23 protein-coding genes and 3 tRNA genes are annotated in these 23,769 nt (G+C 60.8%); 14 read left to right on the plus strand and 12 right to left on the minus strand.

The window, feature by feature from the left end:
- Positions 1–17: 17 nt before the first annotated feature.
- From BM216_RS28875 to BM216_RS28890, 4 genes are all read left to right on the plus strand, one after another.
- Positions 18–479, plus strand: a complete 462-nt coding sequence (locus BM216_RS28875) for a GNAT family N-acetyltransferase (RefSeq protein WP_093003132.1) — start codon at positions 18–20, stop codon at positions 477–479.
- Positions 480–579: 100 nt separating this feature from the next.
- Positions 580–978 (plus strand): NADH:ubiquinone oxidoreductase subunit NDUFA12, encoded by a 399-nt coding sequence (locus BM216_RS28880; RefSeq protein ID WP_093003134.1) that lies wholly within the window; start codon positions 580–582, stop codon positions 976–978.
- Between the two features lie 77 nt (positions 979–1,055).
- Complete coding sequence (locus tag BM216_RS28885) at positions 1,056–1,487, plus strand: DUF2155 domain-containing protein (RefSeq protein ID WP_093003136.1); 432 nt, start codon at positions 1,056–1,058, stop codon at positions 1,485–1,487.
- Positions 1,488–1,754: 267 nt separating this feature from the next.
- The gene (locus BM216_RS28890) at positions 1,755–1,985 is read left to right on the plus strand and encodes a hypothetical protein (RefSeq protein ID WP_093003138.1); all 231 of its coding nucleotides are present in this window, start codon (positions 1,755–1,757) and stop codon (positions 1,983–1,985) included.
- A 67-nt stretch (positions 1,986–2,052) separates the two neighbouring features.
- On the opposite strand, the gene aat is transcribed toward BM216_RS28890, so the two are convergent.
- From aat to BM216_RS28920, 6 genes are all read right to left on the minus strand, one after another.
- Positions 2,053–2,670: a leucyl/phenylalanyl-tRNA--protein transferase gene (aat, locus tag BM216_RS28895; RefSeq protein ID WP_093003140.1), complete on the minus strand. Its 618-nt coding sequence runs from the start codon at positions 2,668–2,670 to the stop codon at positions 2,053–2,055.
- A 159-nt stretch (positions 2,671–2,829) separates the two neighbouring features.
- Positions 2,830–4,176, minus strand: a complete 1,347-nt coding sequence (accC, locus tag BM216_RS28900) for an acetyl-CoA carboxylase biotin carboxylase subunit (protein WP_093003142.1) — start codon at positions 4,174–4,176, stop codon at positions 2,830–2,832.
- Positions 4,177–4,185: 9 nt separating this feature from the next.
- Positions 4,186–4,653, minus strand: coding sequence for an acetyl-CoA carboxylase biotin carboxyl carrier protein (gene accB / locus BM216_RS28905; RefSeq protein ID WP_093003144.1), 468 nt, complete (start codon positions 4,651–4,653; stop codon positions 4,186–4,188).
- 29 nt (positions 4,654–4,682) lie between these two features.
- Entirely contained in the window at positions 4,683–5,120 is a 438-nt protein-coding gene (gene aroQ, locus BM216_RS28910; RefSeq protein WP_093003146.1) for a type II 3-dehydroquinate dehydratase, read from the minus strand.
- Between the two features lie 142 nt (positions 5,121–5,262).
- Positions 5,263–6,024: a DsbA family protein gene (locus BM216_RS28915; RefSeq protein ID WP_093003148.1), complete on the minus strand. Its 762-nt coding sequence runs from the start codon at positions 6,022–6,024 to the stop codon at positions 5,263–5,265.
- A 294-nt stretch (positions 6,025–6,318) separates the two neighbouring features.
- Complete coding sequence (locus BM216_RS28920) at positions 6,319–9,186, minus strand: Rne/Rng family ribonuclease (protein WP_093003150.1); 2,868 nt, start codon at positions 9,184–9,186, stop codon at positions 6,319–6,321.
- Between the two features lie 713 nt (positions 9,187–9,899).
- On the opposite strand from BM216_RS28920, the gene BM216_RS28925 reads away from it, so the two are divergent.
- From BM216_RS28925 to prfB, 3 genes are all read left to right on the plus strand, one after another.
- Complete coding sequence (locus BM216_RS28925; RefSeq protein WP_093003184.1) at positions 9,900–11,054, plus strand: N-acetylmuramoyl-L-alanine amidase; 1,155 nt, start codon at positions 9,900–9,902, stop codon at positions 11,052–11,054.
- Positions 11,055–11,314: 260 nt separating this feature from the next.
- Positions 11,315–13,774: a penicillin-binding protein 1A gene (locus BM216_RS28935; protein WP_093003154.1), complete on the plus strand. Its 2,460-nt coding sequence runs from the start codon at positions 11,315–11,317 to the stop codon at positions 13,772–13,774.
- 109 nt (positions 13,775–13,883) lie between these two features.
- Positions 13,884–15,015, plus strand: a protein-coding gene (gene prfB, locus BM216_RS28940; RefSeq protein ID WP_143102896.1) for a peptide chain release factor 2 whose coding sequence is annotated in 2 segments (ribosomal slippage) — positions 13,884–13,952 and positions 13,954–15,015 — 1,131 coding nt in all. Because the reading frame shifts where the segments join, the coding sequence is not laid out codon by codon here.
- Between the two features lie 160 nt (positions 15,016–15,175).
- On the opposite strand, the gene BM216_RS28945 is transcribed toward prfB, so the two are convergent.
- Positions 15,176–16,369, minus strand: a complete 1,194-nt coding sequence (locus BM216_RS28945) for a multidrug effflux MFS transporter (RefSeq protein WP_093003158.1) — start codon at positions 16,367–16,369, stop codon at positions 15,176–15,178.
- 169 nt (positions 16,370–16,538) lie between these two features.
- On the opposite strand from BM216_RS28945, the gene BM216_RS28950 reads away from it, so the two are divergent.
- Positions 16,539–17,192, plus strand: coding sequence for a TetR/AcrR family transcriptional regulator (locus tag BM216_RS28950; RefSeq protein ID WP_093003186.1), 654 nt, complete (start codon positions 16,539–16,541; stop codon positions 17,190–17,192).
- 21 nt (positions 17,193–17,213) lie between these two features.
- Here BM216_RS28950 and BM216_RS28955 read toward each other — a convergent pair whose 3' ends face one another.
- On the minus strand, positions 17,214–17,987 hold the full coding sequence (locus BM216_RS28955) for an NAD kinase (protein ID WP_093003160.1): 774 nt from the start codon (positions 17,985–17,987) through the stop codon (positions 17,214–17,216).
- A gap of 232 nt (positions 17,988–18,219) precedes the next feature.
- Here BM216_RS28955 and BM216_RS28960 point away from each other — a divergent pair.
- Positions 18,220–18,292: transfer RNA gene (locus BM216_RS28960), tRNA-Thr, on the plus strand.
- 119 nt (positions 18,293–18,411) lie between these two features.
- On the plus strand, positions 18,412–18,915 hold the full coding sequence (locus BM216_RS28965; protein WP_093003162.1) for a hypothetical protein: 504 nt from the start codon (positions 18,412–18,414) through the stop codon (positions 18,913–18,915).
- 104 nt (positions 18,916–19,019) lie between these two features.
- Here BM216_RS28965 and BM216_RS35130 read toward each other — a convergent pair whose 3' ends face one another.
- From BM216_RS35130 to rlmB, 4 genes are all read right to left on the minus strand, one after another.
- Complete coding sequence (locus BM216_RS35130) at positions 19,020–19,145, minus strand: hypothetical protein (protein ID WP_280141715.1); 126 nt, start codon at positions 19,143–19,145, stop codon at positions 19,020–19,022.
- A gap of 140 nt (positions 19,146–19,285) precedes the next feature.
- Positions 19,286–20,077 (minus strand): 3'(2'),5'-bisphosphate nucleotidase CysQ, encoded by a 792-nt coding sequence (gene cysQ / locus BM216_RS28970; RefSeq protein WP_093003188.1) that lies wholly within the window; start codon positions 20,075–20,077, stop codon positions 19,286–19,288.
- Between the two features lie 108 nt (positions 20,078–20,185).
- The gene (locus BM216_RS28975; RefSeq protein ID WP_177230960.1) at positions 20,186–20,755 is read right to left on the minus strand and encodes a DUF982 domain-containing protein; all 570 of its coding nucleotides are present in this window, start codon (positions 20,753–20,755) and stop codon (positions 20,186–20,188) included.
- A 92-nt stretch (positions 20,756–20,847) separates the two neighbouring features.
- Positions 20,848–21,726: a 23S rRNA (guanosine(2251)-2'-O)-methyltransferase RlmB gene (gene rlmB / locus BM216_RS28980; protein ID WP_093003166.1), complete on the minus strand. Its 879-nt coding sequence runs from the start codon at positions 21,724–21,726 to the stop codon at positions 20,848–20,850.
- A gap of 198 nt (positions 21,727–21,924) precedes the next feature.
- On the opposite strand from rlmB, the gene BM216_RS28985 reads away from it, so the two are divergent.
- From BM216_RS28985 to tuf, 4 genes are all read left to right on the plus strand, one after another.
- A tRNA-Tyr gene (locus BM216_RS28985) sits at positions 21,925–22,009 on the plus strand.
- A 29-nt stretch (positions 22,010–22,038) separates the two neighbouring features.
- A tRNA-Gly gene (locus BM216_RS28990) sits at positions 22,039–22,112 on the plus strand.
- Between the two features lie 100 nt (positions 22,113–22,212).
- Positions 22,213–22,389, plus strand: a complete 177-nt coding sequence (locus tag BM216_RS34285) for a hypothetical protein (RefSeq protein ID WP_177230961.1) — start codon at positions 22,213–22,215, stop codon at positions 22,387–22,389.
- Between the two features lie 198 nt (positions 22,390–22,587).
- Positions 22,588–23,763 (plus strand): elongation factor Tu, encoded by a 1,176-nt coding sequence (gene tuf, locus BM216_RS29000; protein ID WP_093003170.1) that lies wholly within the window; start codon positions 22,588–22,590, stop codon positions 23,761–23,763.
- Positions 23,764–23,769: the final 6 nt, after the last annotated feature.

The raw sequence follows: 23,769 nt of genomic DNA on the forward strand, positions 1-23,769 counted from the left end.
GCGGGAGGAATAGGCCGATGAGCGAACTGATCATCCGACGGGCGAGGGAGGCGGATCTTCCCGACCTCATCGCCATCTTCGCGGCCGACGACAAGGGCGGCCATGGCGATACGACGGATGAGACGGCCTTTGAGGATTATCTGCGCGCCTTCCACATGATCGATGCCTCGGGCAACGAGCAGCTCTTCGCCGCCGAGCTTGACGGCGCCATCGTCGGCACCTTCCAGATCCTGTTCAACCGCACGCTCACAGGCCGCGGGTCGCTGTCGATGATCATCGAAGCGGTGCAGACCAAGCCGGACATGCGCGGCCGTGGCATTGGCGCCCAGATGATTGCCTATGCGATCGACGAGGCCAAGCGCCGGGACTGCCGGCTGATCCAGCTGACCTCAAATCTGGCCCGCACGGATGCCCATCGCTTCTATGAGCGGCTGGGTTTCACAAAGAGCCATGCGGGCTTCAAGATGAAGCTCAAATAGCAGCGAGCAGTTTTAGAATCGCTGGACATCAACCTGTGTTGGCGTCATAAGCAAGGTGCCCTTAGCGGCTGTCTCATGTGTCAAATCGACGGAATGCCCCATGAAAAATCTTCTTCTGCAGATCTTCACCTGGTGGAACGGCCAAACCATGGGGACGCGCTTCTTCACGTGGCGTCACGGCAAGAAGGTCGGCGAGGATGAATTGGGCAACGTCTATTACGAAGGCCCGATGACCTCCTGGGGCAAGCCCAAGCGTTGGGTGATCTACAAGGGGGTTGCCGAAGCTTCCGCCATTCCTCCGGGCTGGCACGGCTGGATGCATTACCGCACCGACGTCGCCCCGTCGCAGGAAACCTACACTGCACGCGAATGGCAGAAGCCGCACAAGGAAAACCTGACCGGCACGCCGTTTGCCTATCGTCCGCAGGGCTCGCTTGCGGCAGGCGGTGAACGCGCCCGCGTCACCGGCGATTACGACGCCTGGACCCCCGGCAACTGATCGGCGAAATAACGCTGTTTTGGCCACAATCGCGGTCTACTCAACGACGCGAACACTGAAGTCGCGACGGGACGGATATGAAATCGAAGACGCCTTTTTCACGCAAGCTGGTTCTCGGCGCCTTGATCGCAGCCATTCCGGTTCTTGCTGCTGAGACGGCTTTCGCGGCTCGCATTTCCAATCCGGTTGCCGTCTTCGCCGGTATCGACAAGATCACCGGCCGCATCACCACATTCGACGTCTACGTCAACGAGACGGTCCAGTACGGCGCGCTGCAGGTGACGCCGAAGGTCTGCTATTCGCGTGACGAAACCGAAGCGCAGAAGATCGACGGCTTTATCGAGGTCGACGAGATCACTCTCGACCGCAAGATTCGCCGCATCTTCTCCGGCTGGATGTTCGCCGACAGCCCCGGTCTTAACGCCGTCGAACATCCGATTTATGACGTCTGGCTGACCGGCTGCAAGCAGCAGTCCGACGTCCCGCCCCCGGCAGACGCAACGAACTGATCTTCCCTATTTATCGTTCAATAGCAGTCCATAAGCTCGGAACTGTCGGTGCATGGCGCCGAGTAAGTAAGAGCGTTATGAGTGTGCTTTTCACAATGATGAATTCACGCTTTGATTTGAGAATAGTGCGGCTGGCCGATAACGCCGGGTTGATCTACATCGTGTCGACCAATCGACGGTTTTTCTATACAAAGAATCATCGTCATCCGTTATGAGCCGTGGCGCCTGGGGGATAAGACGCGCTCTCGCTCACAGCGGAGTTATTCCATGTCGGATCAGTCTGAAATCGACCAGCGTGTTCGTAAAGAAGCTGACGAAGCTTTTGTTTTGGCTATGAAAGTGGCCGCGGATACGGCGAAGCGACTATCCAGTGGACCTGTCGCGTCGCAGGTAACGGCGGAGCAGATGCTCCTTGTATTCGCTAACATCATCAAGGACGTCAATCGCCAGAACTTCCGGGAGGTTCTGCGGTACTCACCATTGCCTACGCAACAGTGACGTCACGCCAAACATCTCCTGAGTTTGGGGAAGGTCGCGGGTAGGGGCTTGGATATAGCGTTACCGCCTAGAAGGGAAGGTGCGGGAAGTCCACCGCAGCCCTGAGCAGGATCAGGTATTCTTCCTTGGGAATGTCGACCGCACCGAACGTTTTCAGGTGATCGGTGGTGAACTGCGTGTCCAGCAGTTGAAAACCATTGCCTCGCAGGCGCTCGACAAGATGCACGAGGCAGATCTTGGATGCGTCGGTGCGCCTGGAAAACATGCTTTCGCCGAAGAATGCGGCGCCCAGCGAGACACCGTAGAGCCCGCCGACCAGAGCATCGCCATCCCAGGCTTCGACGCTGTGGGCATGTCCCATCCGGTGCAGTTCGCCGTAAAGCTGGCGAATGGTACCGTTGATCCAAGTGCTCGTACGGTCCGGCGCGGGTTCCGCGCACAGGCCCATAACCTCGTCGAACGCGTTGTCGAAGCGGATTTCGAAAGGGGCCTTGCGGATGGTCTTCGAGAGGCTCTTCGGGACGTGGAAATCGTCGAGCGGGATAATGCCCCGCATTTCCGGCTCGACCCAGAAGATCTCCGGGTCGTCGGCGGATTCCGCCATCGGGAACAGCCCTATGGAATAGGCTCGCAACAGAATGTCCGGGGTAATTGCCGGGTAGTACCTGCCGCGCCGCCCTGCCATTTCGCTCCCTGGCGCATCGGCCCGAAAACCGGGGTCGGTTTGCGGAACATACGATGCGAATAATTCGAAATCTGTCTCGCCCTTTATGCGTCCTGTGAGACGCGTAAAGGGCGAGACAGGGAAACGCCCGGAAGCATCGGCTCCGGGCGTTTCATTATCTCAGTGTTCCTTGCCGCCGGCCAGATAATTTTCCAGCCAGTGGATGTCGTAGTCGCCATTGGCGATGTCGGGATTGTCGACCAGATCCTGGAACAGCGGCAGCGTCGTCTTGATCCCGTCCACGACGAACTCGTCCAGCACGCGGCGAAGGCGCATCATGCATTCGACACGGGTGCGTCCATGCACGATCAGCTTGCCGATGAGGCTGTCGTAGTAAGGCGGGATCTTGTAGCCGGCATAGGCGCCCGAATCGACGCGAACGCCGAGGCCGCCCGGTGCGTGGAAATGCGTGATCGTGCCGGGCGACGGCACGAAGGTGCGCGGATCCTCGGCATTGATGCGGCACTCGATCGCGTGGCCCTGGAACTGGATCTCTTCCTGGCTGACCGACAGGCCGGCGCCGGAAGCGACGCGGATCTGCTCGTGAACGAGGTCGATGCCGGTGATCGCTTCGGTGATCGGGTGCTCCACCTGCAGGCGGGTGTTCATTTCGATGAAATAGAACTCGCCGTTTTCGTAGAGGAACTCGATCGTGCCGGCGCCGCGATATTTCATCTTCTTCATCGCATCGGCGCAGATCTGACCGATCTTCATGCGCTGATCGACGTTGAGGGCAGGGGAGTTTGCTTCTTCCCAGACCTTCTGGTGGCGGCGCTGCAGCGAGCAGTCGCGTTCACCGAGATGGATCGCGTTACCTTCGCCGTCACCCACGACCTGGATTTCGATGTGGCGCGGCTTGCCGAGGTACTTTTCCATGTACACGGCGCCGTTGCCGAAGGCAGCGAGCGCCTCGGTGCGGGCGGTGTTGAAGGCCTCGTCGAGATCGGCTTCGGTCTTGGCGACCTTCATGCCGCGTCCGCCGCCACCGGCCGTCGCCTTGATCAGGACAGGGAAGCCGATCTCTCTGGCGATTTGCATGGCGTTTTCGGGCGTGACTTCGCCCTCGGAGCCCGGAACGACCGGGATGCCGAGTTCGACTGCAGTCTGCTTGGCAGTGATCTTGTCACCCATCAGGCGGATGTGCTCGGCGGTCGGTCCAATGAAGGTGATGCCGTGCGCTTCCAGGATATCAGCGAACTTGGCGTTCTCCGAGAGGAAACCGTAGCCCGGATGCACGGCGTCGGCGCCGGTGATCTCGCAGGCCGCCACGATCTGGTGGATGTTGAGATAGCTGTCGCGCGACGGCGGCGGGCCGATGCAGACACTCTCGTCAGCAAGGCGCACATGCATGGCATCCGCATCGGCCGTCGAGTGGACGGCTACGGTCGCGATGCCGAGTTCCTTGCAGGCGCGCAGCACGCGCAAGGCGATCTCACCGCGGTTGGCTATGAGGATCTTGGAAATCATGGACTGGCCTTATTCGACAATGACGAGAGGCTGACCGTATTCCACCGGCGAGGAGTCGGCGACCAGGATCTCTGTGACCTTGCCGGAGCGCGGTGCCGGGATCTGGTTCATGGTCTTCATCGCTTCGATGATGAGCAGCGTCTGGCCTTCCTTGACCGTCGCACCGACTTCGATGAATGCCTTGGCGCCCGGGGCTGGAGCGAGGTAGGCGGTGCCGACCATCGGAGCGGTGACGGCATTCTTGTTATCGGCGGCGGCCGGAGCAGCAGCGGCTGCGACCGGGGCAGCGGCAACGGGTGCGGCGGCTGCGACCGGAGCGGCCATCGGAGCCTGGACGTACTGCGTAGCCGACTGGCGCGACACGCGGATGCGCAGGTCGTCCTGTTCGACTTCGATCTCGGTCAGGTCGGTATCGTTGAGGATGTTCGCGAGGTCGCGGATCAATCCCTTGTCGATCCCGTTCTTCTTCTCAGACATGGCAAACCCTATTGTTCTGTTTTATCTTGTCAGTTGGTTGTGTATTTCAAGGCATGCAGGGCGAGAACATAGCTCGCTGCGCCAAAGCCGCAGATGACGCCCTTGGCTGCGGGCGCGATCATGGAGGTGTGGCGGAATTCTTCCCGCGCGTGAACATTCGAGATGTGCAGTTCGATCACCGGCACCGAGACGGCCTTGATGGCGTCGTGAAGCGCAATCGAGGTGTGGGTATAGGCACCGGCATTGATGGCGACGCCCACAGCCTTCTCTCCGGCCTCCTGGATCCAGTCGATCAGCGTGCCTTCATGGTTGCTCTGGCGGAAATCGACATCGAAGCCAAGCTCCTGGCCCATCGCAAGGCACTGCTGCTTCACGTCTTCCAGCGTCTGCCCGCCGTATATGCCGGGTTCTCTCTTGCCCAACATGTTGAGGTTGGGGCCATTGAGGACGAAAACCGTCTTGTTCATCACCGATCTATTGTTCCATCCGAATTTAGCGGCCACCTATAGACCGCTAGGACGTCAAGGGAAAGCCCCTGCCGCGCCGAAAGGCCGGTGGTCCACCGATGGAGTGATATAAGCTGCTGGAAACCGTCCCGATACACTGCGATCAGCAGCTGGCCTTGCCGCAGGACCTGACGTTCCCGACCTTTTCTTCGATCTGATCGAGACCGACGGCGCCGAAAACGGCTTCGTCGCCGACGACATAGGTCGGGGTGCCTGTGATGCCGATCGCATTCGCCAACTGATAGGCCTGCCTGACGATGTCGTCGTTGGGCTGCTCCTGCATCGACTTGCGGATTGCTGCCTCATCGACCCCGAGATCACTTGCAACCGAAATGGCGGTCGCCTCCGAAGCGTGTTCCTGGCCGACCAGAAGCTCGCGATGGAATTCGGCGTATTTGTCCGGAGCGACAAGGCGCACGGCATTCGCCACCTTGTGGGCGGCCATGGAATCCGGTCCGAGGATCGGGAATTCCTTCAGCACGAAGCGGACCTTGGTATCCTTCTTCAGGATCTCGTCCATGTCGCCCATAGCGCGCTTGCAGTAGCCGCAGTTGTAATCGAAGAACTCGACGACGGTGACATCGCCTTCCGGATTGCCGAGCACGACGTCGGTGGGCGAAGAGAATATCTCGTCCTTGTAGGTCGCCACAGCCTTGGTGGACTGATCTGCCCGCTGAGCCTGCTGCTTGGCCTCCAGCGCGTTCTGCACCTCGATCATCACTTCCGGGTTCTGGATGAGATATTCGCGGATGAACGCACCCATTTCCTTCTTTTGGCTTTCGTCCAGGGCAAGCGCCGGACCGGCGGCGGAAAGCGCGAGCGACAGGAAGGTGCCGGCGGCGAAGGTTTTGAACAGGCGGGACATGGATTTCCTCTCCGGACATGGCGGTCGCGAATCTCGACCACCAGCATTTCAATATTGCGCCAAGGCTAAGCCACCCGGCACGCGCAAGGAACAGGAAATCTGCATTGCGGCATGAGCAAGGCTTCACATCTGCGTGGAAGGCTCGCAGGGGCGGCGGGTATTAGCCTTTGCGGTTCAGTCGTTTGCAGGTGTTTCCTGAATCACTTTTTGACCGTGTTGCCGCGGTGCTTCAACCCTATGGAAGAAATGAAAATGGCCGCTTTCGCGGCCATTTTCGTTGAATTGGTCTCAGGCTCAGAAGAAGCCGCGGCGCTGCCACCAACCGGCCTTCTTCGGCTTGGTCGGTTCGCCATCGCCTTCAGGTGCCTTTGTCGGATCGGAGCTCTTCACCACGGCCTCGCTGGAGGACGAGATGTTCGAGGCGCGGTTGGCGCGCACCGGCTTGTTGTCGTCGGCTTCTGCCACGACTTCTGCGGCGACCGGTTCTGCGACGGCTTCTTCAGCCTTGGGCTCTTCGCCAAGTGCCGCATCGACCTGTTCGACGATGGCTTCGACAACCGGAGCCGGTTCTGCTGCTGCAGCCGCTTCGGCCTCTACGGCCTTCTTGCTGCGGCGTGCACGCTTCGGCTTCGGCGCTGGCTCGGCTTCCAGAGCGGCCTCGACAGCTGCCGCAGGGGCGTCTTCGGCGACGACTTCGACCGGAGCCTGTTCCGCAATCTCTACCGGAGCGGCAGCGTCTTCGGCGACTTCTTCGCCGTCATCACCCGACGCTTCGTCGTCGCCCTCGGCGCTGGCTTCGATGCCATCTTCGCCATTGCGATTGCGACGGCCGCCACGCTTGCCACGGCGGCGACGCTTGCGGCGACCATTTTCATCGTCACCTTCGGAGATCGTGTCGGCACCGGATTCCGCTGCGACGACCTCGACAGCGTCGTCCTCGGCGCCGTCTTCATCCTCGTCGACGTCATCGCCGGCTGCATCATCGGACTGTGCCTGGGCATCGCCGTTGCGCTCGCCGCGGTTACGACGACGGCGGCGACGCTTGCGCTTGCGGCCATTCTGATCGTCACCCTCGGCGCGCTCCGGCTTGCTGGTTGCCTGTGCGGGTGCCAGCTCCTCGTCTTCTTCCTCGTCGATCTCGACGATGACATCGTCATCCTCGTCTTCGACCGGGATGGCAGCGAACTGCATCAGGCTTTCGATCTTGACCGGGTTCTCGACGGCTTCGCCGCGATCGATCGCGAAGTGGCTGGAGCCGATGCTGACGTCCGATTCGATGAAGATCGAGACACCGAAGCGGTTCTCGTAATCCATCACGGTCTGGCGCTTGTGGTTCAAGAGATAGAGCGCGATGTCCGGCGTCGTGCGCACAGTGATATCGTGCGTGGTGTTCTTGAGGAGATACTCCTCCATGCCGCGCAGAACGTGGAGCGCGACGGACGACTGCGAGCGGACGTGGCCGGTGCCACCGCAATGCGAGCAGATCTGCGTCGTCGATTCCAGCACCGACGCGCGGATGCGCTGGCGCGACATTTCCAGAAGACCGAAATGCGAGATGCGGCCGACCTGGATGCGGGCGCGGTCGTTCTTCAGGCAATCCTTCAGCTTCTTCTCGACGGCGCGGTTGTTGCGCTTTTCTTCCATGTCGATGAAGTCGATGACGACGAGGCCCGCAAGGTCGCGCAGGCGCAGCTGGCGCGCGACTTCTTCGGCGGCTTCGAGGTTGGTCGCGAGTGCGGTTTCCTCGATCGAGTGTTCGCGGGTCGAACGGCCCGAGTTGACGTCGATCGAAACCAGCGCTTCCGTCTGGTTGATGATCAGGTAGCCGCCGGACTTCAGCGTCACCTGCGGCTGCAGCATGCGGTCGAGCTGCGCTTCGATGCCGGAGCGAGAGAAGATCGGGTGCAGGTCGCGATAGGGCTGAACCACCTTGGCATGGCTCGGCATCAGCATCTTCATGAAGTCTTTCGCTTCACGATAGCCGTCTTCGCCGGACACGATGATCTCGCCGATATCCTTGTTGTAGAGGTCGCGGATCGAACGCTTGATCAGCGAGCCTTCCTCGTAGACGAGGCAGGGGGCGGTGGAGTTGAGCGTCAGCGTGCGGACGTTTTCCCACAGGCGCATCAGGTATTCGAAGTCACGCTTGATCTCGACGCGGGTGCGGTTTGCACCGGCGGTGCGCAGGATGACGCCCATGCCCTGCGGCACGTCGAGCTCGCGAGCGATTTCCTTCAGGCGCTTGCGGTCGGTCGGCTGGGTGATCTTGCGGGAGATGCCGCCGCCACGGGCGGTATTCGGCATGAGAACGGAGTAACGGCCGGCGAGCGACAGGTAGGTCGTGAGCGCTGCGCCCTTGTTGCCGCGTTCTTCCTTGGCTACCTGAACGAGCAGGATCTGGCGGCGCTTGATGACTTCCTGGATGCGGTACTGCTTGCGCGGCTTGCGCTGCACGCGATCGGGAACTTCTTCCATCGCATCTTCGGCGCCGACGGACTCGATCTCTTCCTTTTCATGGTGATCGTCGTCGTCATCATCACTGTCGTTGCCGCGGCGGCGGGCATCGACATCCTCAGAGATGGAGTCGGTCTCGACCATCGCCGCCATGGAATCGGGCGTCGAGTCATCGCTGCTGTCGGCGGCCGGTGCATCGCCATCGGTGGCGGACGCCTCGGCTGCAGGTGTTTCTTCAACTGCCTTCTTGCGCGAACGGGCACGCTTCGGCTTAGCCTTCTTTTCCGGCTCTGCGGCAACGGCTTCGGACGCTGCGGCCTTCGCCGGAGCTTCGGCGGCAACGATGCCGACATCCGGCTGGTCCTCGTTAGCGAGGTCGACGACCGGATCGGCGGATTCCGCTTCTGCGATCTTGCGCTGGTCTTCAGCTTCCTGCTGCATCAGCGCCTGACGATCGGCGAGCGGGATCTGGTAGTAATCCGGATGGATTTCCGCAAATGCGAGGAAGCCGTGGCGATTGCCGCCGTAATCGACGAACGCCGCCTGCAGGGACGGTTCGACGCGGGTTACCTTCGCAAGGTAGATGTTGCCGCGGATCTGCTTCTTATGCTGCGATTCGAAATCGAATTCTTCGATGCGATTGCCGCGTACAACGACTACGCGCGTCTCCTCTTCGTGAGACGCGTCGATAAGCATTTTGTCTGCCATTGAAATTCTGCTCCTCGGCGCGACCGTGCAAATGCACGAAAGCCTGTCGCGAGGACAGGCTCGTTATGCAAAACGGTCAGGACGCCGGACAAAGGTGATCCCGTCGGGGAGGGGCGAGACGGCAACCGGAAAGACAGCAAAGCCATGGGCTTCCTTCCGCTTTCCGTGATCTGAAAATATTGCCGCAACATTAAGAACCAGACGAGAATGACGATAACTGGATCCTTGCGGATCCGATGGGGTGCTCCTCGGAGCGTTGGGTGGCACGCCACCCGGTATTTTTCCGACGATAGCCGGAGTGATCGATTACCTGAGATCGAGTGTTGCGACGGCGGATGTTTGCCGGTACTTGGCGCCAAAACAACGGTTGGCCAGCCCATCGGCAGACTATCCCGTCAACCCTCTAACCTCTTTGGCTTTGTATGGTTTATCTGTCACAATAGCAAGGGAAAAGCCGTATCCGCCATATTGTAGATGGATTTGACGGTCTTATCGGAAAATGCGTTTCTCCCGGCCGATTCGTGCGGGCTGAATCAGAAATGCCTGAAATGCAGGCTCTTCGTGCCAGTGACTGGCTGGGCGCGAAGGTTCAAGAGGCGGAATACGGCTTGAAGTTGGATAGAGTGCTAACGATCGGGGACGCGGTCGGCGTGGCCGAAACAGTGCGATTTTTCCGAATCGCGTGTCGAATCATCCTGCTTGCAACGATTGGCATGGGCGCGGTGGCGTCCGGTTCTTATGCCTCGCAGCAACCGATGCTTGCATTTTCGGCAAGGGTTGCCGGAGATGCCGCCAGAACCCGCGTCGTCATTGATTTCGAAGGCAAGCCGGAATTCTCCATCCACTATGTCGGTGGTCCCGAGCGCATCATCGTCGATCTCTCGGCGACTGCCTTCGGCTTCCCAGCAGCGGACCTCGCGCCCCGCGGCCTGTTCAAGGACATCCGTTACGGGACGATGGAGGCCGACAGCGCCCGTATGGTCTTCACCACCGAACGGCCCGTGAAATTGGTTCTCGCTGAAGTCCAAGAGAACGAGAATGGCGGCCATCGCCTGGTGCTGGATGCCGAGATCACCACCAAGGACAAGTTCGCCGAAATGCTGAAGACTCAGGATTGGAACGCGTCCGCAGCCGTGCCTTCGGCGGATGAAGTCGGTCCGGTGGTCGAGGACGGGGTCTTCACCGTTGCCGTCGATGCCGGACATGGCGGGATCGATGCCGGCGCCACCGGTGCGGCGACGAAGACTTCCGAAAAGACCGTGACGCTCGATTTCGCCCGGCTGCTGTCCGAGCGCCTCAACAAGATCGAAGGCGTGAAGGCATTTCTGACGCGTGAGGACGACACGTTTCTTTCGCTTTCCGAGCGCGTCGTGCTTGCCCGCCAGCGGCACGCCGATCTCTTCATTTCGCTGCATGCCGATACGCTGTCCCAGAAGGACATTCGCGGCGCGACCGTCTATACGCTGTCCGACCGCGCATCGGACCGCATGGCGGAAAATCTCGCCGCCCGCGAAAACCTCTCGGACCAGCTGGCGGGCTTCAGCATCGACCACGGCCGTCCGGAGGTTGCGGATATCCTGCTGGACCTGACCCGCCGCGAGACGCAGGCCTTCTCCGTCTCGCTTGCCGAGAATGTCGTAAAATCCTTCGAGGGGCAGGTGGGGCTCATCAACAATCCCCATCGGCAGGCGAATTTCCAGGTTCTGCGGGCTCCGGACATTCCGTCCGTGCTGCTCGAACTGGGCTTCCTGTCCAATGCCGAGGACGAGAAGCTGCTACTTGACGAGACGTGGCGCACCAAGGTTGCCACGCGCATTTCGGAAGCCGTCGATCGCTATCGCAGGCGATCGCTTGCGAATGGCGGCTGATGCTGCGATCCGGCGGCGTGGCCTCGATACCACACTCGCGTGTCGATTGCCGAAATGCTATAGGGAAGCAGCGGAAATACCTGGGAAAAGCCCTAGTTTCCTCACATTCGAAGAGCAGGTCGCGGATATATTTCGCATGACCAGCGTTTTCGCAGAGTTGATCCGGTCGCCCTTGCACTGATGTAAGCGTCGTGCAAAAGGCCTCCATGCATGCGATGGCGCATTTTGCGCTAAGAGAAAGCTTAAACGGTAGCTCCGACATGATCAGACTAATTGGATATTTCTTTGGTATGGCGTGCGTGCTCTTCCTGGGCGTCGCCGCAGCCGTTGCCATCTACTTGAGTGGCATGACCAAGGATTTGCCAGACTACGAAGTGTTGAGCAGCTACGAGCCGCCGGTCGCTACCCGCGTCCACGCCGGCAACGGCGCGCTGATGACCGAATATGCACGCGAACGGCGTCTGTTCCTGCCGATCCAGGCCGTTCCTGACCGGGTCAAGGCTGCCTTTCTTTCCGCTGAAGACAAGAATTTCTACAATCACCCGGGCGTCGATATCTACGGCCTCGGTCGCGCCGTGATGCTGCTGGCGAGCGGTGGCCCGATGCAGGGCGGCTCGACGATCACCCAGCAGGTGGCGAAGAACTTCCTTCTGACGAACGAGCGCTCCTTCGAGCGCAAGATCAAGGAAGCGATCCTCTCCTTCCGCATCGAGCAGGCCTATTCGAAGGACAAGATCCTCGAGCTCTATCTCAACGAGATCTTCTTCGGCCTGAATTCCTACGGCATCGCCGGTGCGGCACTTACCTATTTCGACAAGTCGGTGACGGAGCTCACGACGGCCGAGGCGGCTTATCTCGCCGCTCTGCCGAAGGGACCGAACAACTATCATCCGTTCCGCCACGAAAAGGCCGCCCTTGAGCGCCGCAACTGGGTCATCGACCGCATGGCGGAGAACGGCTACATCACCCAGGTGGATGCCGACGACGCCAAGAAGCAGCCGCTTGGCGCCCAGCAGCGTCGCGGTACCGGCACCGTTCTCGCGTCGGAATATTTTTCCGAGGAAGTGCGCCGCCAGATTATCGATCGTTACGGTGACAAGGCGCTTTACGAAGGCGGTCTTTCCGTCCGCACCTCGCTCGATCCCGATCTGCAGGTCATCGCCCGCAAGGTCCTGCAGAACGGCCTTCTCGATTACGATGAGCGCCGTGGCTATCACGGCCCGGCCGCAACCATCGAAACTTCGCCGGACTGGGCCGTTTCGCTTGCGACCCTGATCGCCGACAACAAAGTGCCGGTCTTGCGCGACGTTCCCGAATGGAAGATCGCCGTCGTGCTCGGCGTTTCTGCAACCGAAGTCGAGATCGGTCTTGAGCCGGAGAACGGCAGCAAGACGGATCCGGATCGCGAGACCGGCAAGATCTCGGCCGATGACATGAAGTGGGCGTATCAGGACTCGGAAGGCGAGCGCCGGACAGCGAAGGGACCCGATGGCGTCCTGAAGCCGGGCGATGTCATCTATGTCGAAGCGCTTCAGCCGGGCGGCAGCGCCTATCGTCTGCGCCAGCCTCCGAAGGTCCAGGGCGGCTTCGTCGCCATGGACCCGAATACCGGCCGCGTTCTCGCCATGGTCGGCGGCTTCTCCTATTCCCAGTCCGAATTCAACCGCGCCACCCAGGCCAAGCGCCAGCCCGGTTCGTCGTTCAAGCCTTTCGTCTACGCGGCCGCGCTCGACAATGGCTACACACCGGCATCCGTCGTTCTGGACGCGCCGATCGAGATCGTCTCCGGCAATCAGGTCTGGCGCCCTTCGAACTACGGTGAAAAGGATGGAAACGGTCCGGCGACGCTGCGTACCGGGATCGAGCTTTCTCGTAACCAGATGACCGTACGACTTGCCCAGGACATGGGCATGGAGCTGGTGGCCGAATATGCCGAGCGTTTCGGCATCTACGACAAGCTGGCCCCCTATCTGCCAATGGCCCTCGGGTCGGGAGAGACGACGGTCATGCGCATGGTTTCGGCCTATGCCGTCATCGCCAATGGCGGCAAGCAGATCAAGCCGACCATCATCGACCGAATTCAGGACCGTTACGGCAAGACGATCTTCCGTCACGAGGAACGGGGCTGCGAGGGCTGCAATGCCAGCGAATGGGCCAACCAGGAAGAGCCGACCCTGATTGACAATCGCGAGCAGGTCCTCGACCCGATGACGGCCTACCAGATCACCTCGATGATGGAAGGTGTCGTTCAGCGGGGCAGTGCCGCCGGCAAGATCCCGGTCAAGGACCGTTCCGTGGCCGGTAAGACAGGCACCACCAATGATGCGAAGGACACCTGGTTCGTCGGCTTCACGCCGAACATCGTGGCGGGCCTCTATCTTGGTTTCGATACGCCTGCGCCGCTCGGAAACCGCGCGACGGGCGGAGGTCTCGCGGCCCCGATCTTCGGGGCATTCCTGGAGCAGGCCGCAAAGCGTATGCCGGCCGAAAAATTCCAGGTGCCGGAGGGCATGCAGTTCATCGCGGTCAATCGCAAGACCGGCATGATGGCCTTCGACGGCGAGCCCGACACCATTGTCGAGGCATTCAAGCCCGGCACCGGTCCGGCCGACGTCTTCCAGATTATCGGCGATGGCGAATACATGACCCAGGACCAGATTCTGGAATCCTCGCCGCAGACGCAGCAGGCGATCACCAACGGCCAATCCGGCCTCTACTGATCTGGCCCGAGTTTCCTTGCAGCCGGGTGCGGGCTTTACATCCGCTCCCGGCGCAACTATGTCCCACCGCATCTCCAATCCTTTAAGATTACAGAGAGAAGAATACGCCATGCGCGCGGAAATGCTGAACGTTGTCGACGAAATCAAGCAGGCCATAAGCCTGCTGAGGAGGCATCTTTGACTGGGATCAGGCTGTAAGAAGACTGGACTGGTTGAACAACAAGGCCGAGGACCCAACCCTCTGGAACGACGCCCAGGAAGCCCAGAAGCTGATGCGCGAGCGCCAGCAGCTTGAAGAGGGCATCAACGGCGTCAAGGCCATGGAAGCCCAGCTTTCCGACAATATCGAGCTGATCGAGCTCGGCGAGGAAGAAGGCGACGAGGCGATCGTCAAGGACGCCGAAGAGGCGTTGAAGGCACTGAAGACCGAGGCCAATCGCCGCCAGGTCGAGGCCATGCTTTCCGGGGAAGCAGACAGCAACGACACCTATGTCGAAGTCCATTCCGGTGCAGGTGGTACCGAGAGCCAGGACTGGGCGAACATGCTGTTGCGCATGTATACCCGCTGGGCCGAGCAGCAGCGCTTCAAGGTCGAACTGCTGGAAGTGCATGACGGCGAAGAAGCCGGCATCAAGTCCGCGACCATCCTGGTCAAGGGCCACAATGCCTATGGCTGGCTGAAGACCGAATCGGGCGTCCATCGCCTCGTTCGCATCTCGCCCTATGACAGCAACGCACGCCGCCACACGTCCTTCTCGTCCATCTGGGTCTATCCGGTGGTCGATGACTCGATCAATATCGACATCAACGAGAGCGATTGCCGCATCGATACCTATCGTTCGTCGGGTGCGGGCGGCCAGCACGTCAACACGACCGACTCCGCGGTGCGCATCACCCACATACCGTCGGGCATCGTGGTTGCCTGCCAGCAGGAACGCTCGCAGCACAAGAACCGCGCCAAGGCCTGGGACATGCTGCGTGCACGCCTCTACGAAGCGGAACTGAAGAAGCGGGAAGAGGCAGCCAATGCCGAAGCCGCGTCCAAGACCGATATCGGCTGGGGTCACCAGATCCGTTCCTACGTGCTGCAGCCTTACCAGTTGGTCAAGGACCTGCGGACGGGCGTGGCCAGCACCGCGCCGGACGACGTACTGAACGGTGATCTGAACGAGTTCATGGAAGCGGCTCTCGCGCACCGCATCAGCGGCAAGCCGGATGTCGACGTCGGCGACCTCGAGTAACGACGATCGAACCGAGGATTGGAAAAGCCGGGCTCAAGCCCGGCTTTTTGTTTTAGAGCAGTTCCAGCAAAAGTGCGTAGCGATTTTGCGTCCGGAGCTGCGTAAAATCAAAGAGTTAGCGCCGTTTCGCGTTTTGGAGAAGGGCAGAACGGCTCTAGGGTCATTCTGCAGCCGTCGCGCCTTCGCGGCTACGCAGCACGAAGACCGACAGCATCAGCGCTACGGCGGAACAGAGCGCGATGATCATCACCATCGGCCGCGCCGTGCCGTCGACCACCAGTCCGCCGAGACCGACGACCACGGCCGAGGTGACGAACTGGCCCATGCCCAGCATGGCGGATGCCGCGCCGGCAATACGGCCATGGTGTTCGAGCGCGAGCACCGCGGCCGTCGGAATGATCAGGCCGAGAAAGCCGTAGCCGCCGAACAGGAAGGCCGCCATCACTTCCAGCTGGTCGAAGCCGAGCGACATCATCACGGCCATCATCACCATCATCGAGGAATAGCCGATGGTGGCGCCACGGATCACCCGGCGCAGCCCGATCCGGCGTGACAGCCAGCCGTTCAGCTGCGACATGCCGATGAAGGCGACGGCATTGATGGAGAAGACGATGCTGTAGAAGGACGGCGACAGCCCGTAATGTTCGATCAGCACGAAGGACGAGTTGGCGACATAGATCATGTAGCTCGCCATGCCGAAGGAAGCGATCAGCACCAAGCCGACAAAATAGGGATCGCGCAGCAGCGTGCCGTAGGAGCGCAACGCGCCGGCGACGCTGCTCTCGCTGCGCGCCGCGGGCGGGCGGGTTTCCTCCAGGAAGAACAGCAGGACGGCAAGTCCGGCAAAGCCGGCCACGACCATGACCCAGAAGATCAGCCGCCAGCTTCCGAAGGCCGAGACGATGCTGCCGGCGAGCGGCGCGAGGATCGGCGAGACGCTGAAGACAAGAAGCAGGCGGGACATCAGCTGGGCGGCTGCCGGCCCGGTATGAAGGTCGCGGACGATGGCGCGCGAAATGACGATGCCCGCGCATCCGCCCATGCCCTGCAGGAAGCGGCAGGCGACCAGCCAGTCGATCGAGGGGGAAAGCGCACAGCCGACGCTGCCGATGACGTAGAGCGCAAGCCCGACATAGAGCGGCAGCTTGCGGCCGACCATGTCCGAGACCGGGCCATAGATGATCTGTGAAGCGGCCATGGCCGCGAAGAAGGAGATAAGGCTTGCCTGGACGGCGTGACTGTCGGCCTGCAGGTCGCGGCTGATCGAGGGCAGGGCCGGGAGATACATGTCGAGCGCGAAAAGCCCGACGGCGGAAAGCAAGCCAAGGGACAATGCGTGGGGAGGAGCTCGCATTGGATAATACCTTTCTCGTCGCCAAACTATCGCTCGAGGCGATAGGGCGAAACACGAATATGGGAGATGAAACAGGTGGCATGCCGGCTGTCTCGCGAGGAAATGCCTAGTCACGTCCATAATGTTGGACACAATTGTCCAATTCGTCAATGCCTGCTATGGGCAGATCATGAACGTTTCATCTGTAAACCCCGCAAACGTGATCGACGGCTGGCCGCCCGCGACCAGCAAGCGCCAGGCTATTCTGAACGCTGCAGCCGACATTTTTGCCGAGGACGGATTTGCCGGCGCCAGCATCGACGCGATCGCCGTAAGGGCAGGGGTGTCCCGCCAGACGGTCTATAACCAGCTGGGCGACAAGGATAATCTCTTCAAGGTGGTGGTTTCCGAGATCACCGACCGGTCGAGTGCCGGTTTCTTCCGCGTGCTCGACACCTTTCCCGTGGCGCCCGAGAACCTGGAGGAAGAGCTGGCCGCTTTTTCCGGCCAGCTGTTGCGCAAGGCGATCTGCGATCCGAACGGCCGCTGGCTGCGCAAGCTGGTGGAAACCGAGGGAACCCGCTTTCCAGAACTGTTCGAGACCTGGCGGGAATACGGGCCGGGCAAGAAATATCCGGCGATTGCCGCGCGGCTGGCGCAGCTCGCCCATGGCGGCTATCTGGATATCGACGATCCGGCGCTCGCCGCCCGCCAATACATGGCGCTACTGGCGATGGATCTTCGGCTCAATCAACAGATCGGCCGCCCGACGCCCGAATCGGAAATCGATCGAATGGCGGCTGCGGCGACACGCACCTTCATCAGGGCCTTCGGCAAGCGCTGAGCGCAGCCACTCTCCGGCGGATCAGTTGTTGAACTGCTCGGCGAGGATGCGATCCGACCAGGAATGGTCGGGATCGGAGAGAATGCGTGCGGTAATGTCCGTCGATTGGGCGATGCGCACATGCAGGACGGATTTGACCTCGACATTGTCCGCGACCGCGTTGACCGGCCGTTTTTCCGGCTCGAGGATCTCGATATCGACGCAGACCCGGTTCGGCAGAAGGGCGCCGCGCCAGCGTCTTGGCCGGAAGGCGGAGACCGGTGTCATCGCCAGAAGCGGCGCTTCGAGCGGCAGGATCGGGCCGTGGGCTGAAAGATTGTAGGCGGTCGATCCCGCCGGTGTCGCGACCATCAATCCGTCGCAGATCAGTTCCGCCAGGCGCACATGGCCATCGATCTCGACCTTCAGCTTCGCCGCCTGATAGGACTGGCGAAACAGGTAGACCTCGTTGATCGCCAGTGCATCGGCGGTGACGCCATCGGCAGTGGTCGTCGTCATCTTCAGCGGGTGGAATTCGTTCTCGACGGCCGCCGAAATGCGCGCGGGCAGGTCGTCGATATTATAGTCGTTCATCAGGAAGCCGACCGAGCCGCGGTTCATGCCGTAGACCCGCGGACCCGAATCGATCGTCTCGTGCAGGGTCTGCAGCATGAAACCGTCGCCGCCGAGCGCGACGATCACGTCCGCCTCGTTAACCGGGACAGTGCCGTAGCGCCCGACCAGAACTTCGAGGGCGGCCTGCGCATCCGGCGCGGTGGAGGCAATGAACGAGAGTGTCTCGCATTTGAAGGACATGGACTGGCCTTTGACGGTGCTGCCTTGGACGCCCGCTGGCGGGCTTGATGAACGCCTTGGGTCCTTGAGGTCCGCAGCGGAGAACTTGGTACAGGAAAAGGCGCCGCATCGACAAGCCGCCCGGCGCGGCGAATTGCAGCATCCTGCTGATATGACTTGGGCCAATTCGGTGAAAGTCGGACATTTTTGCTTTACAGCAAGAGAAAATATGGTAACTCCCGCAATCACGGATGCCCTTGTAGCTCAGTTGGTAGAGCACCTGATTTGTAATCAGGGGGTCGCGGGTTCGAACCCTGCCGGGGGCACCGTTTTTCTCGGATTTCACGAACGATAAATTCTACGCTGGCGGCGTGTCGGCTCCTTCCGCGCACGGAACCAATCCCTATATGGCGGCATTGAACTCCAAACTACGAGGAGAATTCCAATGCGCATCCTAGCTGCATCCGCCCTGATCGTATCCGCTCTCGCTGCGCCGAGTGCGCAGGCGTCCGAAGCGGATTTCCTGAAATCGATCGAAGGCAGCTGGAATGGCGGGGGCAAGGTGCTGAGAAGCATCGGCGGTGAGAGCGTCAATGTGAAATGCAGCATGCAGTCCGATGCCAGTGATGCCAGCTATTCGATGAACGGATCCTGCAGGGCGCTTGTCGTCATCAAGCGCGGGTTCAATGCCAGCGTCAAAGCCGCCGGTAATGCCTATTCGGGCACCTATACCGGGGCGTCCGGCAAGCCGTCTTCGCTGAGCGGCAGCCGGGATGGCAACACGATCAGCTTCGATGTCACATGGGCAAACGAGGAATACGGTGATCGCAAGGCGACCATGACGATCCAGAAGGTCGGCGATGATGGCCTGCGCATTCGCACCATCGACCGCGACCCATCTTCCGGCAAGTCCGTCGTCACGACCGATCTGCAGATGCGACGGAGCTGATTGAGCCGGTATCTTAAAAGAGAAAGCCGCCGAAGCGGCCATCGTGCAGCGCCGGTCTCCGGCGCTGCTTTGCGTTTTGGGAGAGCCTAGCTCCCCGCCTTGTCTTATTTGATCGATCCCGTCAGGACCGGATCTATCGTCTTGAGCTCATCCCAGGCGACGGAGACGCCGAGCATCAGAATGGCAATAATGGGAATAGCAAACAGCACGACGCCGCCGTTGATACGCATGACCAACTCCACACATCTAGTCACTGCGGAGGACCATGGGCGGCCAGGTTTAATGATTCGTAAACTTGTGCCGATTTCGAACAGTTAACGTCCCGTTAGCTGGGGATATTTTGTCGGTGCTGCTGATTTGACTGTGTAGATCAAGTGATGGCACGGCCGCCGGGGCAGCGCGCGACGAAGTCCGGATTGGCAAAATCGACCTCACCGGCCCGTCCGGTCTTGCCGTAACGCAGCGGTTTGCCCTTCAGGTCGACCGTCATGCCGCCGGCAGCGCGAAGCACGGCGTCACCTGCGGCCGTGTCCCATTCCATCGTGCGCCCGAAGCGCGGATAGATGTCGGCGGCGCCCTCGGCGATCAGGCAGAATTTCAGCGAGGAGCCGATACTGCGGATTTCGGACGCGCCGCAGCGGCTGAGAAAGTCGTCCGTCTCGGGTGATCGATGAGACCGACTGGCGAGTGCGATGGCCGGGCTCGCCATCGTCCGTGCCAGCATCGGCTCGCGGCGGATGACACTGAAATTCTCGTCGATCCAGAGTTTGCTCGCGCCACCTGCATCACCGGCATAGGCGACGCCGAGCGCCGGGGCATAGACGAAGCCGGCCACCGGCTCTCCGTCCCGGATGAGCGCTATGTTGACGGTGAAGTCGTCCTTGCCTGCAATGAATTCCTTCGTGCCGTCCAGAGGGTCGACGAGCAGAAAGGCATGCCCGGTCAAGGCCGGCACATGGCCCGCCGCTGCCGCTTCTTCGGCGACGATTGGGAAATCCGCGCAGTTGCGGCGCAGCTCGGCCAGGATGACGGCCTCGGCGCGCTCGTCCGCTTCCGTTACCGGCGAGGCATCGGCCTTGTAGCGCGCTTCCGGGCCGGCCGCGTAGATTTCGAGAATCGGCGGTCCCGCCAGAAGCGCTGCGCGCTCGAATGTTTCAAGAATTGGGGACATGTGGATGAATATCGTTACGGTCCATCCCCAATGCCACGTTTTGCCGTGGCGGACCAGTCCGACAATCCATAGGTCCGGGCGAAATGCCTGAACGGGCGATCAGTGCGCCTGGCGACCGGTCCCGCGTGCTATACCGAACCCGAACAGACCGCCAATGCTCCTGCCGGATGCCCGACCGATCTGGCCGAGCAGGCTGATGAGACGGCCGAACAGCTCGCGCAGGCTTTCGGACGGCTCTGCGCCGAGGGAAAGTCCTCTTCGCGAGGAGAGTGGAGGAGGGACCCTGTAGCCTTCCGCCTCGCTCGTGCCGTCGTCATCAGAAGAGGCCGCCCGCAGCCGGATCATGTCGGCCAGCCCGACGGGAGGCTCATCCGCCTCTGCCTGCTTCGGTGTCAGATCCCAGCGTTCATTGAGAAAGGTCTCGGGCTGTATCCTGTAGCCGGCCTCGAATGCGGCCTCGATGAAGTTGGCGCGCGCCAGGCCTATATCCGATTGGCCGGACAGGACATCGCGGCAGGTCATCACGGCAGCGATATGCGCCTGCGTTCGCTTCGTCGGCCAGGCCCCGATCAGCATCAGCGCCGCATCGACCGTGCCCGCGATGATGACCGATCCCGGCCGTCCGTACATTTCGAGCACTACGGGCTTCTTCCAGACACCTCGTTCCATGTGCATCTCCTGCAATCCACAGTAGGAGATAGACACGCTAAGCTTGCGCCGGGATGGATTATTAGTGAATCCTAATTATTTGATCGCGCGGGCTACGCCTTGCGGATCAGGTGCTGCCGTGTGGCATAAAGCGCGATGGCGGCCGCATTCGAGACGTTGAGCGACTTGATCGCGCCCGGCATGTCGAGCCTGGCGAGCGCGCTCACCGTCTCGCGGGTCTTCTGCCTGATGCCCTTGCCCTCCGAACCCAAAACCAGCGCGACGCGGTCGCCTGCGAGCGTCTCTTCGAGCGGTGCCGGACCTTCCGAATCAAGTCCGATGGTGCTGAAGCCGAGCTTGTGCAGCTCGCCCAGCGCGTCCGCCAGATTGGTGATCTGGATATAGGGAATGAGTTCCAGCGCGCCGGAGGCGGATTTGGCCAACACGCCGGATTCGGTCGGGCTATGTCTCTGGGTGGTGATCACGGCGCCGGCGCCGAATGCCACGGCCGACCGCATGATCGCGCCGACATTGTGCGGATCGGTCACCTGGTCGAGCACGAGAAGCAGCGGGCTTTCCTGCAGCGCTTCGAGCCGGCGCACGGGAAGCGGCCGGGTTTCCAGCATCACGCCCTGATGGATCGCCTCGGGGCCGAGTACCTTGTCGATATCCTGCGGCGAGACGAATTCGACCGGGAAGGGCAGGGCGGTCGACTCGCCGATATCGAGACGCACGAAGGCGTTCTGCGTTACCGACAGCTTGATCAGCTTGCGCTCGGGATTGTCGAGCGCTGCACGCACGGTATGCAGTCCATAAAGAAAGACCTGGTCTTGCTGCAGCTGCGGCGGCTTCCAGTCCTTGTTGGATTTCTGCCGCTTCTCCTGGGGCGTCGGAATTTCGCCGCGCTCGCGCTTGGCGTCGCGTACATTACGCCTCAGCGTGGCGTAATGGGTATCGCGGGCGGATTTGTCTTTTGGGTCTTTCGTGCTCATGCCGCCTTATATCGATGAGTGCCTTTCCGGCAAAGCCCTCTCGGACGGACTGAGCTGGGGATTGATATTTTTTCGTCATTTTTCCAATAAGGTCGTGTTGACAGAAGGAAACGAGGCGGTCATATACGCGGCGCAGATCGAGGGGCGGCAACGCAAAACGGTCTGACGAACTTGGTCTCACGATCCAGACGGAATACTGGAGGGATGCCCGAGTGGTTAAAGGGGACGGACTGTAAATCCGTTGGCTCAGCCTACGTTGGTTCAAATCCAACTCCCTCCACCATTCTGTCACCGGATCGGAACCAAAATACCGCGGGTATAGCTCAATGGTAGAGCAGCAGCCTTCCAAGCTGAATACGCGGGTTCGATTCCCGCTACCCGCTCCAAGCTTTCCTTTCTTTCTATAGCATCGTCTCCTGCGGTCCTGTCCGCCAGGGTGCCGGTTTTCGCGTTTGCGGGCCGCGCGCAGGAGAGGATTTAATCATGATGTCTTTACCAGCTATCGTCGGTCTCGCGCTCGGCGCGTCGGGTTTCGCCGCCTTCAGCGGCAAGAACCGCACAAAGCCGCTCGGCCGCAGGCTTCTCTATTTCTTCGGCGGTTTTGTCGGCACGATCGTCGTGCTTCTGGCTGTGAACTTCGCCATCTACGCCGCCAATCAATAATGCAATGCGCGTTGCGGTATGGTGCCATCAAGGCGCCGATCGCGGCGTCCGTCCCGCGTTTTTTACGGTCGCGGCCTTCGCGACCTTCGCCCTCGACCACGCGCAGCATTTATGTCTTGCGCATTCCAGCCGAAACCCTTAAACGGCTGCACCAAACCCGGTTCCGGGTCCACCTCTTATGTTCACAGGAAGCATTCAATGGCAAAGAGCAAGTTTGAGCGCAACAAGCCTCACGTCAACATCGGCACGATTGGTCACGTTGACCACGGCAAGACGTCGTTGACGGCAGCGATCACGAAGTTTTTCGGTGAATTCAAGGCGTATGACCAGATCGACGCTGCTCCGGAAGAAAAGGCACGTGGCATCACCATCTCGACGGCTCACGTCGAATACGAGACCGCCAACCGCCACTACGCGCACGTTGACTGCCCCGGCCACGCCGACTACGTCAAGAACATGATCACCGGCGCTGCCCAGATGGACGGCGCGATCCTGGTTTGCTCGGCTGCCGACGGCCCGATGCCGCAGACCCGCGAGCACATCCTGCTTGCCCGTCAGGTTGGCGTTCCGGCTCTGGTCGTGTTCCTCAACAAGGTCGACCAGGTCGACGACGAAGAACTGCTCGAGCTGGTTGAGCTCGAAGTTCGCGAACTTCTGTCGTCCTACGACTTCCCGGGCGACGATGTTCCGGTCGTCAAGGGTTCGGCTCTGGCCGCTCTTGAAGATTCGAACAAGACGATCGGCGAAGATGCCGTCCGCGAGCTGATGGCTCAGGTCGACGCCTACATCCCGACGCCTGAGCGTCCGATCGACCAGCCGTTCCTGATGCCGATCGAAGACGTGTTCTCGATCTCTGGCCGTGGCACGGTTGTGACCGGCCGCGTCGAGCGTGGCATCGTCAAGGTTGGCGAAGAAGTCGAGATCGTCGGCATCAAGGCAACCTCGAAGACGACGGTTACCGGCGTTGAAATGTTCCGCAAGCTGCTCGACCAGGGCCAGGCCGGCGACAACATCGGCGCACTCGTCCGCGGCGTTGACCGTAACGGCGTCGAGCGTGGCCAGATCCTGTGCAAGCCGGGCTCTGTCAAGCCGCACAAGAAGTTCATGGCTGAAGCCTACATCCTGACGAAGGAAGAAGGCGGCCGTCATACGCCGTTCTTCACCAACTACCGTCCGCAGTTCTACTTCCGCACGACGGACGTGACCGGTATCGTCTCGCTGCCGGAAGGCACGGAAATGGTTATGCCTGGCGACAACGTCACGGTTCAGGTTGAGCTGATCGTTCCGATCGCGATGGAAGAAAAGCTGCGCTTCGCGATCCGCGAAGGCGGCCGTACCGTCGGCGCCGGCATCGTTGCTTCGATCATCGAGTAATCGATA

The organism is Rhizobium sp. NFR07 (assembly GCF_900111905.1).
GTDB lineage: Bacteria > Pseudomonadota > Alphaproteobacteria > Rhizobiales > Rhizobiaceae > Neorhizobium.